General features: G+C 74.9%; 23 protein-coding genes and 1 tRNA gene. 17 read left to right on the top strand and 7 right to left on the bottom strand.

Annotated features, from left to right (window positions below; all coding sequences use genetic code 11):
* Window positions 1-93: 93 nt before the first annotated feature.
* Window positions 94-915, top strand: coding sequence for a TIGR02452 family protein (locus OG335_RS17985; protein ID WP_405012134.1), 822 nt, complete (start codon window positions 94-96; stop codon window positions 913-915).
* An 84-nt stretch (window positions 916-999) separates the two neighbouring features.
* On the opposite strand, the gene OG335_RS17980 is transcribed toward OG335_RS17985, so the two are convergent.
* Entirely contained in the window at window positions 1,000-1,299 is a 300-nt protein-coding gene (locus OG335_RS17980) for a hypothetical protein (RefSeq protein ID WP_405012133.1), read from the bottom strand.
* A 210-nt stretch (window positions 1,300-1,509) separates the two neighbouring features.
* On the opposite strand from OG335_RS17980, the gene OG335_RS17975 reads away from it, so the two are divergent.
* A complete protein-coding gene (locus tag OG335_RS17975; protein WP_405012132.1) occupies window positions 1,510-2,640 on the top strand; it encodes a low temperature requirement protein A in 1,131 nt (376 codons plus the stop codon).
* A 170-nt stretch (window positions 2,641-2,810) separates the two neighbouring features.
* On the opposite strand, the gene OG335_RS17970 is transcribed toward OG335_RS17975, so the two are convergent.
* The 3 genes from OG335_RS17970 to OG335_RS17960 all read right to left on the bottom strand — a co-directional run bounded on the left by OG335_RS17970 (window position 2,811) and on the right by OG335_RS17960 (window position 5,723).
* The gene (locus tag OG335_RS17970; RefSeq protein WP_405012131.1) at window positions 2,811-3,593 is read right to left on the bottom strand and encodes a tyrosine-protein phosphatase; all 783 of its coding nucleotides are present in this window, start codon (window positions 3,591-3,593) and stop codon (window positions 2,811-2,813) included.
* Between the two features lie 54 nt (window positions 3,594-3,647).
* Window positions 3,648-4,394: an SDR family oxidoreductase gene (locus tag OG335_RS17965; RefSeq protein WP_405012130.1), complete on the bottom strand. Its 747-nt coding sequence runs from the start codon at window positions 4,392-4,394 to the stop codon at window positions 3,648-3,650.
* A gap of 111 nt (window positions 4,395-4,505) precedes the next feature.
* Entirely contained in the window at window positions 4,506-5,723 is a 1,218-nt protein-coding gene (locus OG335_RS17960) for a DNA glycosylase AlkZ-like family protein (RefSeq protein WP_405012129.1), read from the bottom strand.
* Between the two features lie 118 nt (window positions 5,724-5,841).
* On the opposite strand from OG335_RS17960, the gene OG335_RS17955 reads away from it, so the two are divergent.
* Window positions 5,842-6,546: a DNA polymerase beta superfamily protein gene (locus OG335_RS17955; RefSeq protein WP_405012128.1), complete on the top strand. Its 705-nt coding sequence runs from the start codon at window positions 5,842-5,844 to the stop codon at window positions 6,544-6,546.
* A 120-nt stretch (window positions 6,547-6,666) separates the two neighbouring features.
* Window positions 6,667-6,739: transfer RNA gene (locus OG335_RS17950), tRNA-Lys, on the top strand.
* Between the two features lie 289 nt (window positions 6,740-7,028).
* Here the strand turns inward: OG335_RS17950 and OG335_RS17945 are convergent.
* A complete protein-coding gene (locus OG335_RS17945; protein WP_405012127.1) occupies window positions 7,029-7,259 on the bottom strand; it encodes a hypothetical protein in 231 nt (76 codons plus the stop codon).
* Entirely contained in the window at window positions 7,256-7,471 is a 216-nt protein-coding gene (locus OG335_RS17940; RefSeq protein ID WP_405012126.1) for a hypothetical protein, read from the bottom strand. The genes OG335_RS17945 and OG335_RS17940 overlap by 4 nt, the downstream gene beginning before the upstream one ends.
* 79 nt (window positions 7,472-7,550) lie before the next feature.
* On the opposite strand from OG335_RS17940, the gene OG335_RS17935 reads away from it, so the two are divergent.
* The 8 genes from OG335_RS17935 (at window position 7,551) to OG335_RS17900 (ending at window position 15,911) form a co-directional block, all read left to right on the top strand.
* Window positions 7,551-8,399 (top strand): helix-turn-helix domain-containing protein, encoded by an 849-nt coding sequence (locus OG335_RS17935; RefSeq protein WP_405012125.1) that lies wholly within the window; start codon window positions 7,551-7,553, stop codon window positions 8,397-8,399.
* Window positions 8,400-8,412: 13 nt separating this feature from the next.
* Complete coding sequence (cyaB, locus tag OG335_RS17930; protein ID WP_405012124.1) at window positions 8,413-8,985, top strand: class IV adenylate cyclase; 573 nt, start codon at window positions 8,413-8,415, stop codon at window positions 8,983-8,985.
* Window positions 8,986-9,165: 180 nt separating this feature from the next.
* On the top strand, window positions 9,166-9,942 hold the full coding sequence (locus OG335_RS17925) for a VOC family protein (protein WP_405012123.1): 777 nt from the start codon (window positions 9,166-9,168) through the stop codon (window positions 9,940-9,942).
* Window positions 9,943-10,039: 97 nt separating this feature from the next.
* Complete coding sequence (locus OG335_RS17920; protein ID WP_405012122.1) at window positions 10,040-10,789, top strand: HAD family hydrolase; 750 nt, start codon at window positions 10,040-10,042, stop codon at window positions 10,787-10,789.
* A complete protein-coding gene (locus OG335_RS17915; protein WP_405012121.1) occupies window positions 10,786-13,182 on the top strand; it encodes a glycoside hydrolase family 65 protein in 2,397 nt (798 codons plus the stop codon). Before OG335_RS17920 ends, OG335_RS17915 begins: the two co-directional genes overlap by 4 nt.
* Before the next feature lie 171 nt (window positions 13,183-13,353).
* On the top strand, window positions 13,354-15,087 hold the full coding sequence (locus OG335_RS17910) for a pyruvate dehydrogenase (protein ID WP_405012120.1): 1,734 nt from the start codon (window positions 13,354-13,356) through the stop codon (window positions 15,085-15,087).
* A gap of 60 nt (window positions 15,088-15,147) precedes the next feature.
* Window positions 15,148-15,738, top strand: a complete 591-nt coding sequence (locus tag OG335_RS17905; protein ID WP_405012119.1) for a helix-turn-helix domain-containing protein — start codon at window positions 15,148-15,150, stop codon at window positions 15,736-15,738.
* 23 nt (window positions 15,739-15,761) lie between these two features.
* Window positions 15,762-15,911, top strand: coding sequence for a DUF6126 family protein (locus tag OG335_RS17900; protein ID WP_405012118.1), 150 nt, complete (start codon window positions 15,762-15,764; stop codon window positions 15,909-15,911).
* A gap of 91 nt (window positions 15,912-16,002) precedes the next feature.
* On the opposite strand, the gene OG335_RS17895 is transcribed toward OG335_RS17900, so the two are convergent.
* On the bottom strand, window positions 16,003-17,424 hold the full coding sequence (locus OG335_RS17895) for a PLP-dependent aminotransferase family protein (protein WP_405012117.1): 1,422 nt from the start codon (window positions 17,422-17,424) through the stop codon (window positions 16,003-16,005).
* Between the two features lie 49 nt (window positions 17,425-17,473).
* Between OG335_RS17895 and OG335_RS17890 the strand changes: the two genes are divergently transcribed.
* The 5 genes from OG335_RS17890 (at window position 17,474) to OG335_RS17870 (ending at window position 22,701) form a co-directional block, all read left to right on the top strand.
* Entirely contained in the window at window positions 17,474-17,953 is a 480-nt protein-coding gene (locus OG335_RS17890) for a carboxymuconolactone decarboxylase family protein (protein WP_405012116.1), read from the top strand.
* Window positions 17,954-18,020: 67 nt separating this feature from the next.
* Window positions 18,021-18,845, top strand: a complete 825-nt coding sequence (locus OG335_RS17885; RefSeq protein WP_405012115.1) for an isocitrate lyase/phosphoenolpyruvate mutase family protein — start codon at window positions 18,021-18,023, stop codon at window positions 18,843-18,845.
* Between the two features lie 97 nt (window positions 18,846-18,942).
* Complete coding sequence (locus OG335_RS17880; RefSeq protein ID WP_405012114.1) at window positions 18,943-19,719, top strand: ATP-binding cassette domain-containing protein; 777 nt, start codon at window positions 18,943-18,945, stop codon at window positions 19,717-19,719.
* Window positions 19,706-21,964 carry a YhgE/Pip family protein gene (locus OG335_RS17875; RefSeq protein WP_405012113.1) on the top strand — a complete coding sequence of 753 codons (2,259 nt, stop codon included), beginning with the start codon at window positions 19,706-19,708 and terminating at the stop codon, window positions 21,962-21,964. Before OG335_RS17880 ends, OG335_RS17875 begins: the two co-directional genes overlap by 14 nt.
* 152 nt (window positions 21,965-22,116) lie before the next feature.
* Window positions 22,117-22,701 carry a TetR/AcrR family transcriptional regulator gene (locus tag OG335_RS17870; RefSeq protein WP_405012112.1) on the top strand — a complete coding sequence of 195 codons (585 nt, stop codon included), beginning with the start codon at window positions 22,117-22,119 and terminating at the stop codon, window positions 22,699-22,701.
* The last annotated feature ends 4 nt before the right edge of the window (window positions 22,702-22,705 follow it).

Raw genomic sequence — 22,705 nt, 5'->3', positions numbered from 1 at the left:
GGCCCGTCCGCGTACCCGGCCCTCGGCGCGGTTTTTCTCGGAAGGAGAATAACCGGTGGCGGAGGACGGCCGCCGGCGCGTACCGTCGGCGGCATGAGTCGTATGCATCAGCTGGCGGTCGAGAACGAGGAGATCGCCGACCGGGGGAGCTACCGCACCCGGGAGGGCGTGGCCGTGGAGATCGGCCCGCAGCTCGCGGCCGCACGGGCGGGCACGGTCTCGTACGGGCCCGGACCGCTGCCCGGCCACGTACCCGCGGGGCCGAGCACCGGGACGGTCGAGGTCACCGCGGAGGGCAGCATCCAGGCCGGTGCGCGGCTGACCGCCGCCGGCGGCGAGCACGTGGCCGTGCTCAACTTCGCCTCGGCGCGCAACCCCGGCGGCGGCTACCTGCGCGGCGCCAAGGCCCAGGAGGAGGACCTCTGCCGCAGCGCGCTGCTCTACCGCAGCCTGCTGGAGGCCCCCGACTACTACGCCGCGCACCGGGCCTCCGCCGACCTCCGGTACAGCCACCGGGTCATCTGGTCGCCGCACGTCCCGGTCGTCCGCGGGGAAGGTGGACTCCTCGCGCAGCCGTACCCGCTCTCGTTCCTCACCTCGCCCGCGCCCAACGCGGGCCAGCTCGCGCTGCGTTCGGAGGGCCGACCGGTGGACGTCGCCGCGGTGCTCGCCGAACGCGCCGGACGCGTGCTGGCGGTGGCCGCCCGGCACGGCGTCCGGGAACTCGTGCTCGGCGCCTGGGGGTGCGGTGTGTTCCGCAACGACCCGGCGGTCGTGGCGGACGCCTTCGCGCACGCCCTGGCGGAGGACGGCGCCGCCTTCACGAAGATCGTCTTCGCGGTCTGGGACAGGTCGCCGGTCTCCGCGAACCGCACGGCGTTCGAGGAACGCTTCGGGGCCGGGGCGGAGGCCTGACCGTACGTCCGGCCGGCGGAGTGCCTCCTGGCCGCACCGTGCCCACTGCACCCGCGTCCGGTGCCGGGCTCCGTGGCGCGGGCGTCAGCGGTCGCGGGTCGCCAGCGCCGAGGCGGCCGCGACGACGCCCGACACCGCGAACACGGACGGCCACGCCCCGATCCGCTTCGCCAGCGGATGCGAGGCGCCGAACGCCACGACGTACAGACCCGTCAGCGCGACGGCGGTGCCCGTACCGGCCTGCCGCCGCCACTGCACCGCAGCGGTCGCACCGGCAGCCGCCAGCACGGCACCGCCCAGCTCGCGCCGGCCGCTCCAGCGCGCCGCGCCGTAACCGCCGATCAGCCCCGCCGCCGCGACCGCCGTGCTCGGGACACCCGCCATGCTGCTCTCCTCCGACACCGGGCCCGGCTCGCGCGCGTCCGGACCGCCTGCGCCCGGCCCCGCGCCACTGCCTGCTCGTCGGCCGGGCCGGGCCGTGCTCCGACGATAACCCCGGCCGCTGCCGGTCCTGCCGCCGGTCCTGGTCGCTTTTTGATCACCGAGGTGCTGAAACCCGTCCTCCGCGGTCCGTCGTGATCCATACTCACGCCCGTGAGTACTGACACCCGGAGCCCGGCCGCGGGCGGCGAGGCCGAACTGCGCGTCAGCCCGCTGGAACTCTTCTTCGACCTCGTCTTCGTCTTCACCGTCACCCAGCTGACCGCCAGCCTCACCCACCACCTCGACGTCGGCGGGCTCGTACGGGTGCTGGTGATGCTCGCCGTCATCTGGTGGATGTACGACGCGTTCATCTGGCTCACCAACGCCATGCCGCCCTCCACCCACCCCCGCCGCGGCTTCCTGCTCACCGGGATGGCCGCGTTCCTCGTGATCTCACTCGCGGTGCCGCACGCCTTCGACGGCAGCGGCGCCGCGTTCGGCTGGGCGTACCTCGTGGTCATCGCCGTGCACACCGGCATGTTCGCCGCCGCGGGGGTGGCGCGCGGGCCGGTGCTCCGGATGGGCGGACTCAACCTGCTCATCGCGCTGCTCGTGGTGATCGGCGGTTACCAGGAGGGCACCGTCCAACTCGTCCTGTGGACGGCCTCGCTGGGCGTGCAGTTCGCCATCCCGTACCTCGTCGACCTGCCGCAGTTCCACCTGCGGGCGCACCACTTCGTCGAACGCCACGGCCTGATCGTCATCGTCGCCTTCGGCGAGTCCGTGGTCGCCCTCGGCGTGGGCGCCTCCGAGCACACCGAACTCACCCCTGCCCCGGTGCTCGCAGCCGTCTGCGCCCTGGCCGTCTGCGTCGGCCTCTGGTGGGCGTACTTCGGCCACGACGACGACGAGGTCGCCGCCGATCGGATGGCAGCCCTCGACGACGAGCGGCGCAACCGCCTCGCCATCCGCGTCCACAACCTCGGTCACTACGCGCTGCTGCTCGGCGTGATCCTCCTCGCCGCCGGTGCCGAGTCCGCGGTCGCCCATCCGACCCACACCGTGACCCTGCCGCAGGCCGCCGTCCTCGCCGCCGGGCCGGCCCTCTTCCTCGCCGCGAACGCCGGCATCCGCCGGGCCTTCGACCAGGGCCCCGTCCTCCCCCGCCTGGCCGCCGCGGCCCTCATCGCCGCCACCGTCCCGCTCGGCACCTCGCTGCCGGCGATCACCCAACTCGCGGTGATCGCCGGTCTCCTCGCCCTCACCTTCGCCTACGAGGAGCGCCGCACCACCCGGCGGTGACGGCGTCGACCGAGGTCCGAGGGCGGTCCGGCGGGTGCGGGAGCACCCGGTGGACGGCGGAGACCCGGTCCCGAAGGGCGGGGCCCGCCGCCCGGCGACGGTGGCCTGTCGTGGCGATCGCAGCGCGTCGAGCAGATCGGCGGGCCCGGTCGGGGCCGACCGCCGCGGGGTCACGGGGTCAGCGCCGCCCGGACGGTGTCGAGGTCGGCCCGGGTGGCGCCGTGGGCGAGGAGGTAGCCCTCGATGCTGCCGTGGAGTTCGCGCATGCGGTCGAGGGCGGCGAGGAGGTTGACGGTCTCGACGGGGTGGGAGAGCTGTTCCTCGCCGTTCTCGTCGAGGTAGGTGACCGGGCCGCGGTCGAGGCCGAGGTGGGCGTTCGAGCGCAGGAAGTCGGTGACGATCTCGTCGTCGGGCAGACCGGCGAGGTGGTGGAGGACGGCGATGGTGATGCCGGTGCGGTCCTTGCCGACGGCGCAGTGGACGATCGCGGGCAGCCCGCCGGGTGCGGCGATCCGGCGGACGGCGCCGGTGATGGCGTGGCCGCCGGTCTCGGCCATGAAGACGTACGTCTCCAGGCCGGTGGTGGGCCATTCGGTACCGGTCTCGGCGCGGTCGGGGAGTACGGGGTGGTGGTGGTCGGTGTAGTCGAGGCCGTGGCGCTCGTCGGGCCAGCGGGAGCGCTCGCTCGACGTGCGGAGGTCGATGACGCTGCGGACGCCGAGTGCCTTGAGGCGCTGGGCGCCTTCGGGGGTGAGGAGGCTCAGGGCGCCGGAGCGGAAGAGCCGTCCGGTGCGGAGGCCGCCCACGCCGGCGTCGCGGAAGTTGGGCACGTCCGGCACGGCGACGTGGGCGATGCCGGGCCGGCCCGGCAGGGTCGCGGCGTCGACCGGGCCGATCCCGGTGCTGTCGGCGTCGTGGGGGGTGGTGGCGGCGTCGGACTCGCGGTCGGTCATGTGCCCCACGGTAGGGCTGGGGGCGGCCCGGTCACGGGTTTTCCGGCGAACTTGTCAGCGGCCGCCCGCGACGTCGAGGAACGCGCCGGTCGAGTAGGAGGAGGCGGGTGAGAGGAGGTAGAGAACGGCCTCCGCGACCTCGTCCGGACGGCCGCCGCGGCCCATGGGGAGCTGCGGGGCGACGCGGTCGACGCGGCCGGGTTCGCCGCCGAGCGCGTGGATGCCGGTGTGGATGAGGCCGGGGCGGACGGCGTTGACGCGGATGCCCTCGCCGGCGACCTCCAGGGCGAGTCCGCGGGTCATCGAGTCGAGGGCGCCCTTGGACGCCGCGTAGTCGACGTACTCGTGGGGCGAGCCGGTGCGGGAGGCGGCCGAGCCGACGTTGACGATCACGCCGCCGCGGCCGCCGTAGCGGGTCGACATGCGGCGGACGGCCTCGCCGGCGCACAGGAACGGGCCGGTGATGTTGGCGGCCCAGATGCGGGTGAGCCGGTCCTCGTCGAGGCCGTCCAGGCGGGACTGCCGTTCCAGGGTGCCGGCGTTGTTCACGAGCCCGGTGAGCGGGCCGAGTTCGGCGTCGACGGTGCGGAACAGCCGGGCGGCCTCCGTGCTGCGGCTGACGTCCGCGCGGACGGCGATCGCGGTGCCGCCGGCCTCGCGGATGCCGGCCACGACCCCGGCCGCCGCGGCCTCGTCGGTGCGGTAGTTGACGCAGACCCGGTATCCGCGGGCGGCGGCGAGCGCGGCGGTGGCGGCGCCGATGCCGCGGCCCGCGCCGGTGATCACGAGTACGTCGTCCATGGGCCCGACGGTAGCCGATCGGTACGCCTGCGGAGGACGCGCGTCCCCGCGCTCCGGCAGGGGGCGCCCCGCAGGTCCGGCGGACGGTGCCCCGACAGGTCCCGGGCGGTGTCAGGGCGTGCCGGCGGCGGCCCGGATCGCGGCGATCTTCGGGGCGCGGCTCTTCGGCGAGTCGAGGCCGAAACCGCGGGCGTCGCCGAGTTCCCCGCGGACGAACTCCTCGGTGCGCGCGAGGGCCTCCCGCAGCGCGGCGTCCGTCGGCACGTACAGGTGGTGCACGATCTCGCGCCGCTCGGTGTCGTACTCCCACAGGCCGACGATGCGGCCGCGGTCGACGACGAGGTGCGTCTGCGGGTCGGACTCGCTGCCGAAGCTGCGACCGGCCCGCCCGCCGGGCAGGGTGCGGCCGGTGTCCGCGGGGTCGAGCAGGCGCGGCAGGTCGCGGTGGAGGAGGTGGATGCCGTCGATCCCGGCGACGAGTGCGTACGAGGGGCCGGTGGGGGCGGTGAACGCCTCGAACTCGTCCACCAGTGCGGCGGGCAGCAGGAGTTCGGTACCGGGCAGGGTCACCAGGTCGAGCGGGGCGAGTGCGGCCTTCGCGGTGGCGGCCGTGAACCCGGTGAACCACCGCAGGTGGCGTACGGAGGCCGGGGCGGCCCAGGCGAGGTAGCGCTCGGCGAGCTCTGCGGCGGAGCCCTTCACCGGCTGGTCCCACCGGACGTAGCCGTAACGCTGCTGGTCGAGACGGCCGTTGACCGGCACCCGGCGCACCTGTCCGCGGGCCTGGAGCAGGCCGAGGGCCAGCGGCAGGGTGCTGGACACGCCGCGCTTGCGCCCCGCGTCGCCCAGCGCGCGGACTGCCCCGCCGGCCGCCTCACGGATCGCCGTCGGCTCCAACGGCGTCTCGGTGGTGAGCAGCCCGGTGACCGCCAGGCAGAGCTTCTCGATCTCGTCGCGGGTGACGCCGAGGTGCCGGCCGGCCGACGCGATCTCGCTCTCCGGTGCGCCGGCGCCCGCCGCGAGGCCGAGCGCGAAGTCGGACGCCGGCAGGAGATAGGTGCAGCCACGGGCGGACGGCAGTTCGTGCACCTCCGAGGCGGCCACGGCGGTGTCCACCTCCGCCCGGTGCAGCCCGGCCCGCGCGAACAGGCCCAGGTACGGCGCCGCACCGCCGACCGATCTCGCCCAGCCGGTGGCCGCCAGCACCTCGGCGGCGGACGCGCCCGCGTGCGGGCCCTCCGGCCCGCCGTCCAGCCACTGCCGGTGCGCCCACCAGGCCCGGAGCTTCGCCGCCGGGATCGCGCTGTCCGCCATGAGCCCACTCGCCATGCGCCCAGTATCGGCGTGCGCCGGGGCGGCCGGGCGGACCGACGTCCCGGCAATTCGCTCGCGTGCCGCGCCGCCCGCGCGGCAGACTGCCCCCACCCGCAGTGCCCGGCCGGGGCCGGTGCATGCGCCCGACGAACGGAGACCGCCCGTGCACGTCCTGCTGTCCGGCATCGTCGGCTCCACCGCGTACGGGCTCGCGCACGCGGGCTCCGACATCGACCGCCTGGGCCTCTTCGCCGCGCCCACCACCGACTTCCACGGCTTGCACCGGCCTTCCGAGTCGCACGTCACCACCGCGCCCGACCGCACCCTCCACGAGGCCGGCAAGTGGTGCCGCCTCGCCCTGAACTGCAATCCGACGGCCTCCGAACTCGTCTGGCTGCCCGACGACCTGTACGAGGTCCGCACACCGCTCGGCGAGGAGCTGATCGCCGTACGCCGCTCCTTCCTCAGCGCGCGGGCCGTCCGCAACTCCTATCTCGGCTACGCCACCCAGCAGTTCCGCAAGCTGAGCTCCCGTGACCCGGACGACCCGGTCTCGCGGGTGCGCAGCGCCAAGCACGCCCGTCACCTCGTGCGGCTGGTCGAGCAGGGTCTCGCCCTGCACGAGACCGGCGAGGTCGCGGTGCGGCTCGCCGACCCGGAGCGGGTACGGGCGCTCGGCGAGCGCTACGCGGGCCGCCCGGCCGACGCGGCGGGCCTGCTGGCCACCGCCGAGGAGCGTTTCGACCGCCCCGGCGTGCTGCCGGAGGCACCGGACGAGCGTCCCGCCGAGGCCTGGCTGCGCCGCGTACGGGCCGTCCACCTGGAGGCCGCCGCCTGACCGCGGCCCGCCCGCGCCGGGCCGCCCGGCGCGGCGCACAATCCCCTGGCGGTGTGCGGGGGATCACCGGGTAGGATCTGCCCCGGTGAGCGCTGGACGGTACCGTCCTCGCACTCCGGCGGGCCGCTAGCTCAATTGGCAGAGCTGCGGACTTTTAATCCGTAGGTTCAGGGTTCGAACCCCTGGCGGCCCACCCATAAAGAGAAGGCCCCCACCAGCGGGTTAACCGCTAGCGGGGGCCTTCTGTTGTTCGGTGTCAGGCTGTTCGTCGGGCTGTGCTGGCCCGCTGCTGGCCCGAAAGGCTAACGATCAAGGTGAGCCACCCTGATTCCGGACCCATGCCCGGGCGCCTTCGAGCCGTGGCCACCAGTGCGAGTCCGTGAGGCCTGGTTGCTCAACGCGCTTGCCGAGCTTGTGGTCCCACACGCCGTAGCCGCCGGTCGGCAGGGCGACGGGCGCGTACCGCTGGGTCGGGGTGCTGGTCACATCGGGGCCTTGTTCTTGGTGCTGCAGGAGCAGTTCGGGTTGGAGCACGTGCAGCGGACCTGTTCGACGGCACCGCCCTCGTACCGGGTGCGGATCCCACCGGGGCACCCCCAGTGAGCCTGGTTCTGGCACTCCGCGGAGACGTACCGGCCGGGGATGAGAATGAGCCGGATCTCCATGCTGTGCGGAGGGAACGACGCGACGGGCGGGATGGGAACGTCGGTCACGGCGTCGACCTGTGGCTCTGCCCGCTGTGGAGGCCGCACACCACCACGGCCCAGCCGAGCAGGGCGCCAGCCTCCTCGGGGGCGCTGTAGACGTGGCCGTCGGGCTGGAGGGGGCCGTCGTGCGGGCCGCTGTGCCAGCAGGCCCGGCCGTGCAGTTGATCGTCGGTCAGGCCCTCGGCCGGCCGCTCGCCGGTGGGCTGTGTCGTCTGCATACTGCAACCCTCGGACAGCGCAGCGTCACAGCCGATACCCTGCCGGTGATCTCACCGTGGGATGAATCCGGAGCATCGCATGGGCACCGCACTCGTCCCGATCAACCTGCCGGATACAGCCTGGCAGCACAGCGACGCCCGCACAGCCCTCAGCACCCGGAACATCGGGGCCCTGTTCCGCTGGGTCCAGCACCACACCGGCGCCAGTCAGGCGCGCATCGCCGTCCAGGTCGGCATGACTCAGGGCCGCGTCAACGAGATCATCAACGGCCGCCGCGAGGTCCACCGTCTGGACGTCTTCGAGCGCGTCGCCGACGGTCTCGGCATGCCGGCAGAAGCCCGGCGTCTCCTCGGCCTGGCACCTCACCGTGAGAGCCGAGTCCCCGGTGCCGCGTTCGACCTCGCCGCGTTCCCGGAGATCGTCCGCGTCTACACCGACCAGGCAGCGGCCGCCGCCGAGATCCAGCGCGCCGCCCGGTCCGCGCGGGAGCTCGACGTCCTCGCCGTGCGCGGCCTGGGCCTGCTCGCCCTCCGCGACTCCCTGCTCCGCCCGCACCTCGACCGTGACGGCGACGAGCCGCCCCGCCTGCGCGTGCTCCTGCTCGACCCGGATTCACCCGCTGCTGCAGCGCGGGCCTCCGAGATCGGCGAGTCCGCAGAATCCCTCGCCGGTGGCGTCCGCCTCGCCGAGGCCCGGCTGCGCGAGCTTGCCGAACTCGGGCACGTCGAGGTCTACCGGTACCGGACGCTGCCCGTGTGGCGGATCATCCGCCTCGACACCACCCTCTACGTGTCCGCATTCGACAGCGGATGGGAAGGACGCGAGAGCGCGACGTACAAGGTGATGGCGACGCCGAGCGGCCCCTTGTACCGCGGGTGGCGACGGGGGTTTGATGCCATGGTCGACGAGGCTGAGCGCGTGATCTGACGGAGGTTCATCAGTGGCGATCGAGGCGGAGCTCAAGGCCGTGGTGCGCGACCCGGAGGGCGTGCTGCAGCGCCTGGAGGACGCGCACGGGCCCGGCCGGGCGGAGGTCTACCGGGACACCTACTACGACGCGCCCGACGGCTCCCTGATGGGCGCCGACCGTGAGCTGCGGATCCGCACCGTGCACGGCCCGGACAGTACCCGGACCGTCCTCACCTACAAGGGTGCCCGGGTCGACGAGGCGTCCGGCTCGAAGCCGGAGGCCGAGACCGGCGTCGAGGACGCCGACGCCGCTCACGAGATCGTGCGCGGCCTCGGCTTCGTCGAGCGCCTCGCCTTCGAGAAGCGGTGCCGGAACTACGCCTTCACCGCGGACGGCCGCGACCTGCTCGCCACGCTGGTGCGCGTCCCGGAAATCGATGGCACCTTCCTGGAGGTGGAGACCGTAGCGGCCGACGAAGCCGGGCTCCCGGCGGCCCTGGCCGTCGTACGGACGGTCCTGGCCGGCCTCGGCATCGGCGGGGACGACCTGACGACCGGGCAGTACACCGACGCCGTCACCGCCGTCCGCGGATCCCGCACCTGACGGCGCCGCCCCCGTGCGGCTGCGCACCGGTGCGGTCCGTCCCTCCGCGTGCGGCTGCGCACCGGCGCGGCCCGTCCCGGCGGCTCCGGTGGCGGGGTGTGGCGGCAGCGGGAAGGGTGGGCCGCGAGGATCGCCCCCGTACGGCGCGGGGGGATCCGCCCCGACCTCCTGGGAGGCGCGATGCCCGAGGTATCCACCCGTTACGAGCCCGGCACCCCGTGCTGGGTCGATCTGATGGCCGACGACCAGCAGGCCGCCCTCGGCTTCTACCGTGACCTGTTCGGCTGGCAGGGCGAGGTCGGCCCGGCCGAGTTCGGCGGGTACGCGGTGTGCACGCTGAACGGCCGGCCGGTCGCCGGCATCGCACCGAAGATGGCCCCGGAAGGCCAGCCGGCCCCGCCGACCGTCTGGACCACGTACCTGGCCTCGGACGACGCGGACGCCTCGCTCGCCGCGATCGGCGCGGCCGGCGGCACCACCCTGATGCCGGTGATGGACGTCGGCGACACCGGCCGGATGCTGGTCGCCTCCGACCCGACCGGCGCGGTCTTCGGCGTGTGGCAGCCGGTCGAGTTCATCGGCGCGCAGGTGGTGAACGAGCCGGGCGCGCTGACCTGGAACGACCTGCACACCTCCGACGTGCCCGCCGCGTCGGCGTTCTACGCCGCGGCGTTCGGCATCGAGGTCGCCCCCATGGAGGGCATGCCCGGCTACCACGGCATCCACGTGGCGGGGCGCCCGGTCGGCGGGCTCGTCGGCCTGGAGGACGACCCGCCCGGCACCCCCTCGCACTGGCAGGTCTGCTTCGCCGTCGACGACACCGACAGCACGGTCGACGCGCTGGTGAAGAGGGGCGGCACGGTGCTCGCGCCGCCGTACGACACCCCGGTCGGCCGGATCGCCCTGGTCGCCGACCCGCAGGGCGCGGTCTTCGCGATGATCACCGCGGCCCGCTGACCTCCCGCGGCAGGGTGCCGCCCGTTCGCCCGGTGTCCAACACGCCGGTCCGCGAATGGGCGGCTTATCCGTGGCGGCACGGGCAAGACTGACATCCATGCTGGGGCTTCCGGACACCATCCGTGCGTATCTGTTCGACCTGGACGGCGTGCTGACGCAGACCGCGACCGTGCACGCCGCCGCGTGGAAGGACATGTTCGACTCCTTCCTGCGCGATGAGGCGGCCCGCGACGGCACGCCGTTCGTCCCGTTCGACGCCACCGCCGACTACGACACCTACGTGGACGGCCGGCCGAGGCAGGACGGCACCCGTGCCTTCCTCGCGTCGCGCGGCGTCCGGCTGCCGGAGGGTTCCGACGACGACGCCCCGGGCACCCGCACCGTGCACGGTCTGGGCAACGCCAAGAACGTCACCGTGCTCGCGATGATCAAGGAGCGGGGGGTCCGGCCCTACCCCGGATCGGTCGCCTACCTGCACCGGCTGCGCGAGGCCGGGCTGCCGCGCGCCGTCGTCTCCTCCAGCGCCAACTGCCGTGACGTGCTGCGTGCCGCCGGCATCGACGAACTGTTCGAGGTCGTCGTCGACGGCGTCGTCGCGCACCGGGAGAAGCTGGCCGGAAAGCCCGCGCCCGACACCTACCTCGCGGCCGCCCGCCTGCTCGGCGTGGAGCCCGCGCACACGGCGGTCTTCGAGGACGCCCTCGCCGGGGTCGCCTCCGGACGGGCCGGCGGCTTCGGCTGCGTCGTCGGGGTCGACCGGGTCGGGCAGGCCGGCGAACTCCGTGCGCACGGTGCCGACACGGTCGTCCGCGACCTCGCCGACCTCCTCGCCGGGGAGACGCCGTGACCAGCCAGGACACCTTCGCCATCGACCCCTGGGGGGTCGTCGAGCACGGCCTCGATCTGGCCGGCCAGGCCCGCGGGGAGTCCGTCTTCGCCCTCTCCAACGGCCACATCGGGCTGCGCGCCAACCTCGACGAGGGCGAGCCGCACGGCCTGCCCGGCACCTACCTCAACGGCGTCTTCGAACTCCGCCCGCTGCCGTACGCCGAGAGCGGCTACGGCTACCCGGAGTCCGGGCAGAGCGTCATCAACGTCACCAACGGCAAGATCATCCGGCTGCTGGTCGACGACGAGCCGCTCGACCTGCGCTACGGCGAACTCCGCAGCCACCAGCGGAGCCTGGACTTCCGCGACGGACTGCTGCGGCGCCAGGCCGAGTGGACCTCCCCGGCGGGCCGCACCATCCGGATCTCCTCCGCCCGGCTGGTCTCCCTCACCCAGCGCGCCGTCGCGGCCATCGACTACACGATCGAGGCGGTCGACGGGCCCGTCCGCATCGTGGTGCAGTCCGAACTCGTCGCCAACGAGCAGCTCCCCGACGGCGAGCGCGATCCCCGGGCGGCCGCCGTCCTGGAGGCGCCGCTGATGCCCGAGGCGCACGAGGCCGCCGGCACCAAGGCCGTCCTCGTGCACCGCACCCGCTACAGCGGCCTGCGGGTCGCCGCCGGCATGGACCACCTCATCGAGGGCCCGGAACGCTTCGAGGCCACCGCCGAGGCGTCCGAGCAGCAGTGCCGGATCAGCGTCACCACCGTGCTCCGCCCGGGCGAGAAGCTGCGCCTGGTGAAGTTCATGGCGTACGGCTGGTCGGCCACCCGCTCGCTGCCCGCCGTCCGCGACCAGGTGGAGGCGGCGCTCACCGCGGCCCGCTACACCGGGTGGGACGGCCTGGTCGCGGAGCAGAAGACGTACCTGTCGGACTTCTGGGCCGCCAGCGACATCGAGGTCGAGGGCGACGTCGAACTCCAGCAGGCCGTACGGTTCGCGCTGTTCCACGTCCTGCAGGCCGGCGCCCGCAGCGAGGAGCGCGCCATCCCCGCGAAGGGCCTGACCGGCCCCGGTTACGACGGCCACAGCTTCTGGGACACCGAGACCTTCGTGCTGCCGGTGCTCACCTACTGCCTGCCGTCCGCCGTCGACCAGGCGCTGCGCTGGCGGCACACCACGCTGCCGATGGCCCGTGAACGGGCCACCCAGCTGGGCCTGGCCGGCGCGGTGTTCCCCTGGCGCACCATCCGCGGCGAGGAGTGCTCCGGCTACTGGCCTGCGGGCACCGCCGCCTTCCACATCGGCGCCGACATCGCCGCCGCCGTGGTCCGCTACGTGCAGGCCACCGGCGACCAGGAGTTCGAGCGCTCCTACGGCCTCGAACTGCTCGTGGAGACCGCCCGGATGTGGCGCTCGCTCGGCCACCACGACGCCGTCGGCCGGTTCCGCATCGAGGGGGTGACCGGCCCCGACGAGTACAGCGCCGTCGCCGACAACAACGTCTACACCAACCTGATGGCCCAGACGAACCTCCGGGCCGCCGCCGAGGCCGCCACCCGGCACCCGCTGGAGGCCTCCGCGCTCGGCGTCGACACCGAGGAGGCCGCCGCCTGGCGCGACGCCGCCTCCGCGATGTTCGTCCCGTACGACGAGAACCTCGGCGTGCACCCGCAGGCCGACGGCTTCACCGACCACCAGCTGTGGGACTTCGACAGCACGCCGGGCGAGAACTACCCGCTGCTGCTGCACTATCCGTACTTCGACCTCTACCGCAAGCAGGTCGTGAAGCAGGCCGACCTGGTGCTCGCCATGCAGGTGCGCGGCGACGCGTTCACGGCCGAGCAGAAAGCCCGCAACTTCGCGTACTACGAGCGCCTCACCGTCCGCGACTCCTCGCTCTCCGCGTGCACCCAGGCGGTCATCGCCGCCGAGGTCGGCCAGCTCGACCTCGCCTACGACTACACCGCCGAAGCCGCCCTCATGGACCTCCACGACCTCGGCGGCAACACCCGCGACGGCCTCCACATGGCCTCCCTCGCGGGCGCCTGCATCGCCCTGGTGGCCGGCTTCGGCGGGCTCCGCGACCGCGGCGGCCGGCTCTCCTTCCGGCCGAGACTGCCCTCCGGGCTGCGCCGTCTGTCGTTCGCACTGACCGTCCGCGACAGCCTGCTGCGGGTCGAGATCACGCACGCCACCACCGGCTACTCCCTGAAGCGCGGGAGCAGCCTCCAGGTGCTGCACGACGGCGAGGTGCTGGACGTCGAGGCCGGTGCGCCCGTCCGCAGGCCCACCACGGTCGCCGAGATGCCGTCCGAGCGGTGCGTGCAGCCGCCCGGACGCGAGCCCGCCCGCCGGCACCCGCAGGCCGGTGTGCACGCCGCGCCCGTGGAGCACCTGGCGGCCGAGTGACACCTCGCGGCCGGGCGAGACCCGCGGGGGGTGCCGTCCGCAGGGTGTCGTCCGCGGGGTGCGGGCCCGCGGCCGGGAGCCGCCACCCGTTCGCCGCCGCCGGGAGGCCCGCCGCGGGGCCGTCCCGCAGGGTGGCCGTGAGGTGTGACCGGCGGCGGAAGGCGGTGGCTCGTGGGCAGCGTGGCCGAGCAGGTGGTGGAGGTGCTCCGGCAGGCCGGGGTGGAGCGGGTCTACGGCGTGGTCGGCGACAGCCTCAACCCGGTGGTCGACGCGATCCGCCGGGCCGAGGGCATCTCCTGGGTGCACGTCCGCAACGAGGAGGCCGGCGCGTTCGCGGCGGCCGCGGAGGCCGAACTCACCGGCCGCCTCGCGGTGTGCGCCGGCTCCTGCGGCCCAGGCAACACCCACCTGATCCAGGGCCTGTACGACGCGCAGCGCAGCGGGGTGCCCGTACTCGCGCTCGCCTCGCACATCCCGTCCGCGCAGATCGGCTCCGGGTTCTTCCAGGAGACCCACCCCGAGCGGGTGTTCACCGACTGCAGCGGCTTCTGCGAGATGGTCTCCACCCCGGCCCAGCTGCCCCGGCTGCTGCGCACCGCCGTGCAGCACGCGCTGGGGTCGCCCGGGGTGGCGGTGCTGGTCCTCCCCGGCGACGTCGCCGCGCTGCCCGCGGCGGGGCCGACCGGCACCGGCCGGTTCCTCACCGAGCAGGCCGTCGCCGCACCGCCCTGGAGCCAGGTGCAGGCGCTCGCCGAGGCCCTCGGATCCGCCTCCACCGTCGCGCTGTTCTGCGGCGCGGGGGTGCGCGGTGCGCACGAGGAGGTCATGCGGCTCGCCGACACCCTGCAGGCCCCGGTCGGGCACTCGCTGCGGGGCAAGGAGCACATCCAGTACGACAACCCGTACGACGTCGGGATGAGCGGGCTGCTCGGCTACGGCGCCTGCCACGAGGCGCTGCACGAGGCCGAGTTGGTGCTGATGCTGGGCACGGACTTCCCGTACGACTCGTTCCTGCCGACCCGCCGCGTCGTGCAGGTCGACCACGACGCCACCCGGCTCGGGCGGCGCGTGCCGCTCGAACTCGCCGTGCACGGCGACGTCTCCGCCACGCTGCGGGCGGTTCTGCCGCTGCTCACCAGGCGCACGGAACGGTCGTTCCTGGACGGCATGCTGGCCCGGCACGCCCGCGCGCTGGAGACCGTCGTCGGCGCGTACACCCGGGACATCGAGAAGCACACGCCGATCCACCCCGAGTACGTCGCCGCGGTGCTCGACGACGTCGCCGCCGACGACGCGGTGTTCACCGTCGACACCGGCATGTGCAACGTGTGGGCGGCCCGCTACCTCACGCCGAACGGGCGCCGCCGGGTGATCGGCTCGTTCCTGCACGGCTCGATGGCGAACGCGCTGCCGCACGCCATCGGCGCCCAACTGGCCTTCCCCGGACGGCAGGTCGTCTCCATGTCGGGTGACGGCGGGCTCGGCATGCTGCTCGGCGAGCTGCTGACCGTGGCCAAGCACCGGCTGCCGGTCAAGACCGTGGTCTTCAACAACGGCGCCCTCGGCATGATCAAGCTGGAGATGCTGGTCAGCGGCTACCCGGAGTGGGGGATCGACAACGGCGACGTCGACTACGCCGCGATCGCCCGGGCCGCGGGCATCCCCGCCAAGCGGGTCACCGAACCCACCCGGGTCCGCGAGGTGCTCGCCGAGGCGCTGGAGCGGCCCGGGCCGGCGCTGATCGACGTCGTCACCGACCCGAACGCGCTCTCCATCCCGCCGCACATCACCGCCGCCCAGCTCAAGGGCTTCGCCCTCGCCGCCGGCCGCACCGTGCTCTCCGGGGGCGTGGGCCGCATGATCGACCTCGCCCGCAGCAACCTGCGCAACATCCCGCGGCCGTGACTCCTTGCCTCTGAGGCAAGGAGCTTGCCGCTCGGGCAGAGCCGGGTGTGCACTGGTCGCATGACGGACGACCAGGAGGTCGCGGGCCTCGCCGCGAGACTGCGGGAGCACCGGCTCGCCGGGCGGCTCACGCTGGAGGGCGCGGCGGCCCGGGTGGGCCTCTCCCCAGCGTATCTGTCCCGCCTGGAGACCGGGGCGCGGCAGCCCTCGCTGCCCGTGCTGCTCGGCCTCGCCCGCGCGTACGGCACCACCGTCGCCGGGCTGCTCGGCGAACAGCCCGGCGAACCCGACCCGGTGGTGCGCGGCGGCGCGATCGAGCCCGGCGTCGCGGGGGGCTGGGGATACCGGCGTGCCGGGGCGCAGGGACGGGCCCTGCAGGCCCTGCGGGTGCAGGTGCCGCCCGCCGTGCAGGACGCCGTCGTCCGGGTGCACCCCGGCGAGGAGTGGCTGTACGTGCTGGACGGACGGCTGCGGCTCACCCTCGGCGACCGCACCCACCTGCTCGACGCGGGCGACTCCGCGCACTTCGACTCGCTCACCCCGCACTGCATCGCCGCCGAACCGCCCGGCGGGGTCGAGCTGCTCTTCCTGCACACGCTGCTGCAGAGCCCCGGCGGCGCGCTCTGCCTCGGCGACACCCCCCGCATCTGACCCGACGCACCCAGGAGACGGACATGGCCCAGCCCACCGCCACCACCACCGACGCCGGCCGCCGCACCGACCGCCGGGTCTGGATCCGTGTCGCGATCTACATGGTCGCCACCCACGCCTTCGCGGGCTTCGTGATCCTGCTCTTCGAGATCGGCGCCCGGAAGAACGGCTGAACGGCTGAACGGCTGAACGCCTGAACGCCTGAACGCCTGAACTGCTGAACTGCCGAACACCTGAACGCCCCGCCGCCCGGGCCGCCCGTCCTCACAGCCGGACGAGCGTGCACAGGGCGTCCAGCGCGGCCTCGAAGCCGTGGTCCGGCGGGGTGGCGTACCCGATCACCAGGGACGCCGGGCGCTCCTGCTCCGGGCCGGCCGCCGGTGTGCGGCACCAGCCCACGGAGTTCAGGGACAGCCCGAGCCACGCGGCCTGCCGCACCAGCTCCTCCTCGTCGAGGGAGCCGGGCGGCAGCTCCAGCACGGCGTGCAGTCCCGCGGAGATGCCGGTGACCCGCACCTCGGGCGCCCGCTCGGCGAGCACCGCCACCAGGCGGTCCCGGCGGCGCCGGTACACCAGCCGGCTCCGCCGCACATGCCGGTCGTACGCCCCGGACGTGATCAGCTCGGCCAGCGTGAGCTGGTCGATCACCGCGTGCTGCCCGTCGGCGAGTTCCTTCTGCCGGACCACCGGGCCGACCAGGGAGCCCGGCAGCGCCAGCCAGCCCAGCCGCAGCCCCGGGGCGAGGCTCTTGCTGGCGGTGCCCGCGTAGACGACCCGCTCGGGGTCGAGGGCCTGCAGCGCCCCGACGGGCTGGCGGTCGTAGCGGAACTCGCCGTCGTAGTCGTCCTCGACGACCAGACCGCCGCTCTCCCGGGCCCAGGCGACCGCCGCCGCCCGGCGGTCCGCCCGCAGCGCGACTCCGGTCGGGAACTGGTGCGCGGGCGTGAGCACGGCCGCCGCCGCGCCCGTGCCGGGCAGCAGGTCGGTGCGGGCCCCGGCGCCGTCCAGGGACAGGGGGACCACGGTGAGGCCCTTGGCGTCGATCACCGCCTGCTGCGGCGGCAGCCCGTACTCCTCGACCGCGACCCTGCCGTGGTCCTGCGTCCGCAGCACCTCGCACAGCAGGCCGAGGCCCTGCGTGTACCCCGAGCAGACCACCAGCCGGTCCGGGTCGGTCCGCACGCCGCGGACCCGGGCCAGGTAGTCGGCGAGGGCCCGGCGCAGTTCGATCCGGCCGCGCGGGTCGGTGTAGCCGAACGCCTCGTGCGGTGCGGAGGCCAGCGCCCGGCGGGCGGCGGCCAGCCAGGCGGACCGCGGGAACCGCGAGAGGTCCGGCCGCCCCGGCAGCAGGTCGTGGCGGACGGCGGGGCCGCGCGGTGCGACCGGCCGGGGCGCCGGATCGGACGGCGTGCCGCGGTCGGCCACGACCGTGCCGGAGCCCTGGCGGGAGGCCAGCCAGCCCTCGGCGACGAGCTGGGCGTACGCCTCGGCGACGGTGTTGCGGGCGATGCCGAGATCGCGGGAGAGCTCCCGCGAGGACGGCAGCCGGGTGCCCCGGGCCAGCCGGCCCGTCCGGACGGCCTCGCGCAGCGCGTCCTTCAGCGCGGCCCGCAGGCCGAGGCCGCGGGTGCGGCCCGCGGTCAGGTCGAGGTGCAGGTCGCCGCCGAAAGTGGCCCAGGAATCCATGCCCCCAATGAACCACGGGCAGGGGCCACTTCGCTCCTAGGGTGGCGGTATGACGACGAACGACACCGCCTACGTCCCCGCCCCCGTCCAGCGCCTCTCGATGCCCGAGCAGGCCGCCGAGTACTACCGCGCGCAGGTCGAGCTCGACCGCGCCGCCCGCGCGGGGATCGACCCGGTCCTGGCCGAACTCGTCCGCATCCACGCCTCCGCGCTCAACGGCTGCGCGTTCTGCCTCGACATGCACACCACCGACGCGCGCCGGCTCGGCGAGCAGGACCACCGCCTCGCCACCCTGCCCGCCTGGCGGGAGACCCCGTGGTTCACCGCCCGCGAGCGGGCCGCCCTGGCGCTCACCGAGGCCGTCACCCTGATCACCGCCGGCCACGTGCCGGACGCGGTCTACGAGGAGGCCGCCAAGCAGTTCGCGCAGCAGGAGCTCGCCCAGCTGATCGCCCTGATCATCTCGATCAACTCCTGGAACCGGATCGCCATCACCTCCCGCATGAGCCCGGCCCCGAAGCAGGGCTGAGGCCCGCCTCCCGTCCGTGTCCGTAACCCGCCGGTCCGGCGGTCCGTCCTTCGACAGGCTGGTACCCATGACGACGCAGCAGGATCTCGCCCGCCGGTTCCACGACCTCCACCGCCCCGGTACGCCGCTGGTGCTCGCGAACGTGTGGGACGCGTTCGGCGCCCGCCTGGTGGCGGAGGCCGGCGCCCCGGCGGTGGCCACGGCCAGTGCCTCCGCCTCCTGGACGCTCGGCGTGCCCGACGGCGAGGGGCTCGACCGGGACGCCGCGGTGGCCCTGGTCGCCCGGGTCGCGCGGGCGGTCGCGGTGCCGGTCACCGCGGACGTCGAGAGCGGGTACGGCGGGACCGCCGCCGAGGTCGGGGAGACGGTCGCGGCCGTGCTCGCGGCGGGCGCGGTGGGCGTCAACCTGGAGGACGGCACCCGCAGTTCGGCCGAGCACGCCGAGCGGATCGCCGCGGCCCGCGCCGCCGCCGACGCGGCCGGTACGGCGCTCTACGTCAACGCGCGCACCGACGGTCATCTGCTGGGCCTGGGCGCGCCGGAGGAGCGGTTCGACGAGGCCGTCCGCCGGGCGAAGGAGTACCTGGCGGCGGGGGCCGACGGCGTCTTCGTCCCGGGGGTGCGCGACATCGCGACCGTGGCGGCGCTCGCCGCCGCCATCCCGGCGCCGCTCAACGTGATGGCCGGGCCCGGTGCGCCGTCCGTGGCGGAGCTGGCCGCGGCCGGGGTGGCCCGGATCTCGTTCGGCCCGGCGGCGGCGCTGGCCGCGTACGGCACGCTGCGCGAGGCGGCGGGCGAGCTCTACCGCACCGGCGGGTACGTGGGGTTGGCGACCTCGCTGACGTACGGGGAGGCGAACGCGCTGATGCGGGGTCAGGCGGACCCGGCGTAACCCATCTCACAGCGCGGCCCGGCCGGTTCGGCCGGGCCGCGCCGCGTTCCCGCCCTATTCTTTGGACTGACTGGTCAGTCTAAAAAGGGGAGGCGTCATGGGGGAACGGAACGCGGGAGCCGCGGTCCGCGCCGACGCACTGTCACTGCGCGGCCCACGCGGCCCCGTCTACCGCGACATCGGCTTCGAGGCCGCCCCGGGCGCGCTCGTCGCCGTCGCCGGGCCCGCCGGATCCGGCCGCACCTCGCTCCTGCTCACCCTCGCCGGAAGAATGCGCCCCGGCAGCGGCCGCGCCGAGATCGACGGCCTCGCCCTGCCGGGCCGGGCCGCCGCCGTCCGCCGGATCGCCGCCCTCGGACCGGTGCCCGGCGTCAACGACCCCGACCCCGTGCTCGACGTCGGCGCCCACCTGCGCGAACGGATCCACCTGCACGGACGCCTCTTCGCTCGGCCCGCACGCCGCGACACGGCCGACCGCACGAACCGCGCCCTCGCCACCGCAGGGCTGCCCGCCGACCGGCTCCCGCACGGCCTCCGCACCCCCGTGGAGGAGCTGGACGCCCTCGACCGGCTCCGCCTGGGCCTCGCCCTCGCCCTGCTCGGCGAACCACGTCTGATCTGCACCGACGACGTCGACGACCGCCTGCACGGCGCAGACCGCGACGCCGCCTGGCAGCTCCTGCGCACCGTCGCCGACACCGGCACCACAGTGGTCGTCGCCACCACCGACACCGCACACGCCGCCGACCGGGCCGACCTGACCGTGCACACCGCGCCCGGGGCCGCGCCCGTACCCGGCGCCGGCGACCCGGCCGGCGACCGGCCCGACGAGCCCGCGGCGTCCGAGGAGGAGACCACCGATGCGCACGCTTGACCTGGCCCGACTGGAGCTCGGCCGCTTCGCCCGCGGCCGGCTGCCGCGCGCCGCGATGGCCGCCCTCCTCCTCCTGCCGCTCCTCTACGGCGCGCTCTACCTCTGGTCGTTCTGGGACCCGTACGGACGCCTCGACCGGCTGCCCGTCGCCCTCGTCGTCGAGGACCGCGCCGTCACCGCGCAGGGCACCAGGGTCGACGCCGGGCACGAACTCGCCGCGAAACTGAAGCAGAGCCACGCGTTCGGCTGGCAGGAGACCACCGCGGACGACGCCGCGAAGGGCCTCGCCACCGGCCGGTACTACCTCACGCTCACCGTGCCCGCCGACTTCAGCGCCGCCATCGCCGGCAGCGACGGCGACCACCCCGAGCACGGCACGCTGCAGGTGCGCACCAACGACTCCAACAACTACATCGTCGGCTCCATCTCCCGCACCGTCTTCGCCGAGGTGCGCGCCGCCGCCTCCGCCAAGGCGTCCGCCGCGTTCTACGACCGCATCTTCCTCGGCTTCTCCGACCTCCACGACCGCACCCGGGAGGCCGCCGACGGCGCCGGCCGGCTGGACGCCGGGGCCGCCCGCGCCAAGGACGGCGCCGCCGCCCTCGCCGACGGCAGCGCCCGAGCCAAGGCGGGCACCGGGCAGCTCGCCACCGGCACGCGGCAGGCGGGCGCCGGCGCCGCCGAACTCTCCGCCGGGCTCGACCGCGCCAAGGAGGGCAGCGGCGACCTCGCCGACGGCGTCACCCGCATCGACGAGAACCTCGCCCGGCTCTCCACCGGCGCCCGGCAGGTCGCCGACGGCACCCGGCAGCTGACCGACCAGGTCGACCCGCTGGCCCGTCGGCTCTCGCCGCTGCTGCACGCCTACCCCGAGCAGATCCGCGCTGCCGCCCGGGCCACCGCGGACGCCGCCCACGAGGTCTCCCTCGGCCTGAAGGACCTGCCGGGCCGGTCCGCGGCCGTCCTCGCCGACGCCCGCGCCCTCTCCGCCCGGATCGACACGGCGTACGAGCGGGCCTGCCCCGGCGGTGCCCCGGCCCCGGGCGGCAGCGCCGTCGACTGCCGGTCGGCCGCCGCCCTCTCCGACCTGGGACACCGGCTCGTCACCACCGCCGAACACGCCGACGCCCTCGTCCGCCAGGTGGCACCCGCGCTCGACGGCCTGGCCGCCGACGCCGCCACCGTCGAGAAGCTCGCCCGGCAGCTCGCCGGCCTCGACCTCGCGGCGGAGTTCGACGCCCGGGTCGCCGCGGTCCACCGGCTCGACGACGGCGCCCACCAGGTCGCCGACGGCGCCGACCGGCTCAAGCAGGGCACCGCGCAGGCCCTCACCGGCGTGCGCACCCTCGACACCGGCCTCGGCCGGCTCGACACCGGCGCCCACAGCCTCACCGGCGGCCTCCACCGGCTCTCCGACGGCGCCGACACCCTCGACTCCGCCGCCGGACGCCTCGCCACCGGCGCGGCCGGCCTCGACGACGGCCTCGGCGAACTCGCCGGCGGTGCCGACCGGCTCGCCGCCGGGCTGCGCGACGGCGCGGACGCGATCCCCGACTACACCGACGGCCAGCGGGCCGCCCGGGCCGCCGCCATGAGCGACCCCGTCGCCCTCGCCCGCCAGGAGCTCAACAAGGCCCCCGACTACGGCACCGGCTTCGCCCCGTACTTCGTCCCGCTCGCCCTGTGGGTCGGCGCCATGGTCACGTACATGCTGCTGCGGCCGCTCTCGCCGCGCGGCCTGGCCGCCAACGGGCCCGCCTGGCGGGTGGCGTTCGCCGGCTGGCTGCCCGCGGCGGCACTCGGGCTCGGGCAGGCCGCCGCGCTGCTCGCGGTGCTGCACTTCGGCCTCGGCCTGGAGACGGCCCGCCCCGCCGGGGTGGCGGCCTACCTGGCGCTCACCGTGCTCGCCTTCACCGCCGTCATGCAGTGGATCAACGCCCGGTTCGGCCCGGCGGGCCGACTGCTCGCGCTGGCCCTGCTGATGCTGCAGCTCACCTCCGCGGGCGGCACCTACCCGGTGGAGTCCAGCCCGGGCTTCTTCAACGCGATCCACCCCTACCTGCCGATGACGTACGTCGTCGCCGGGCTGCGGCGGCTGATCAGCGGCGGCGACCTCGCGGTGGTCCGCACCGGCAGCCTCGTCCTGCTGGCGTTCTGGGCGGGCGCGCTGGCCCTCACCGTGCTGACCGCCCGCGGCCGCCAGGTCTGGACGGTCTCCCGCCTGCACCCCGAGCTGTCCCTCTGACGGCCCGTCCGCCCGCTGCGGCCCGTCCGCCCGCTGCGGCCCGTCCGCCCGCTGCGGCCCGTCCGCCCGCTGCGGCCCGCCGGGCCGCAGCGGCGGGTGCGCGGTACGATCCGCCCGCCCGGCCCGATCCCCCCACCCACCCGGAAGCACCCATGAGCGATCGCCGCAGCGCGACCCGGCAGAAGCTGTACGAGGCCGCCGTCACCCTCATCGCCGAACAGGGGTTCTCGGCCACCACCGTGGACGAGATCGCCGAGCGCGCGCAGGTCGCCAAGGGCACGGTCTACTACAACTTCGCCAGCAAGACCGAGCTGTTCGAGGGCCTGCTGCGGCACGGCACCGGACTGCTCACCGACTCGCTGCGGAAGGCCGCCGAGGGCAGGCCGCCGATCGAGGGCGTCGACGCGATGATGCGGGCCGGCCTCGACTTCATCGCCGCCTACCCGGCGTTCGCGCAGCTCTTCGTCGCCGAGACGTGGCGCACCAACCGCACCTGGCACGACTCGCTGCGGCTGATGCGGGACGGCGCGGTCGCGGTGGTCGCGGAGGTGCTCGACGAGGCCGTCCGGGCCGGGCAGCTCTCCGCGGACCTGGACACCCAGCTCACCGCGTCCGCGCTGTTCGGCATGGTGCTGGTGGTCGCCCTCGACTGGCTGGCCTTCCAGCCGGAGCGCACCGCGGACGACGTGCACGCGGCGCTCGTCCGGCTGGTGCACGGCCGGATCACCCCGGCCTGATCGC

The sequence above is a fragment of the Kitasatospora sp. NBC_01539 genome (assembly GCF_045040525.1).
Classification (GTDB): Bacteria; Actinomycetota; Actinomycetes; order Streptomycetales; family Streptomycetaceae; genus Kitasatospora.
Note: the sequence above shows the minus strand (reverse complement) of the source record. Positions and strands in the feature narration are given on the sequence as shown.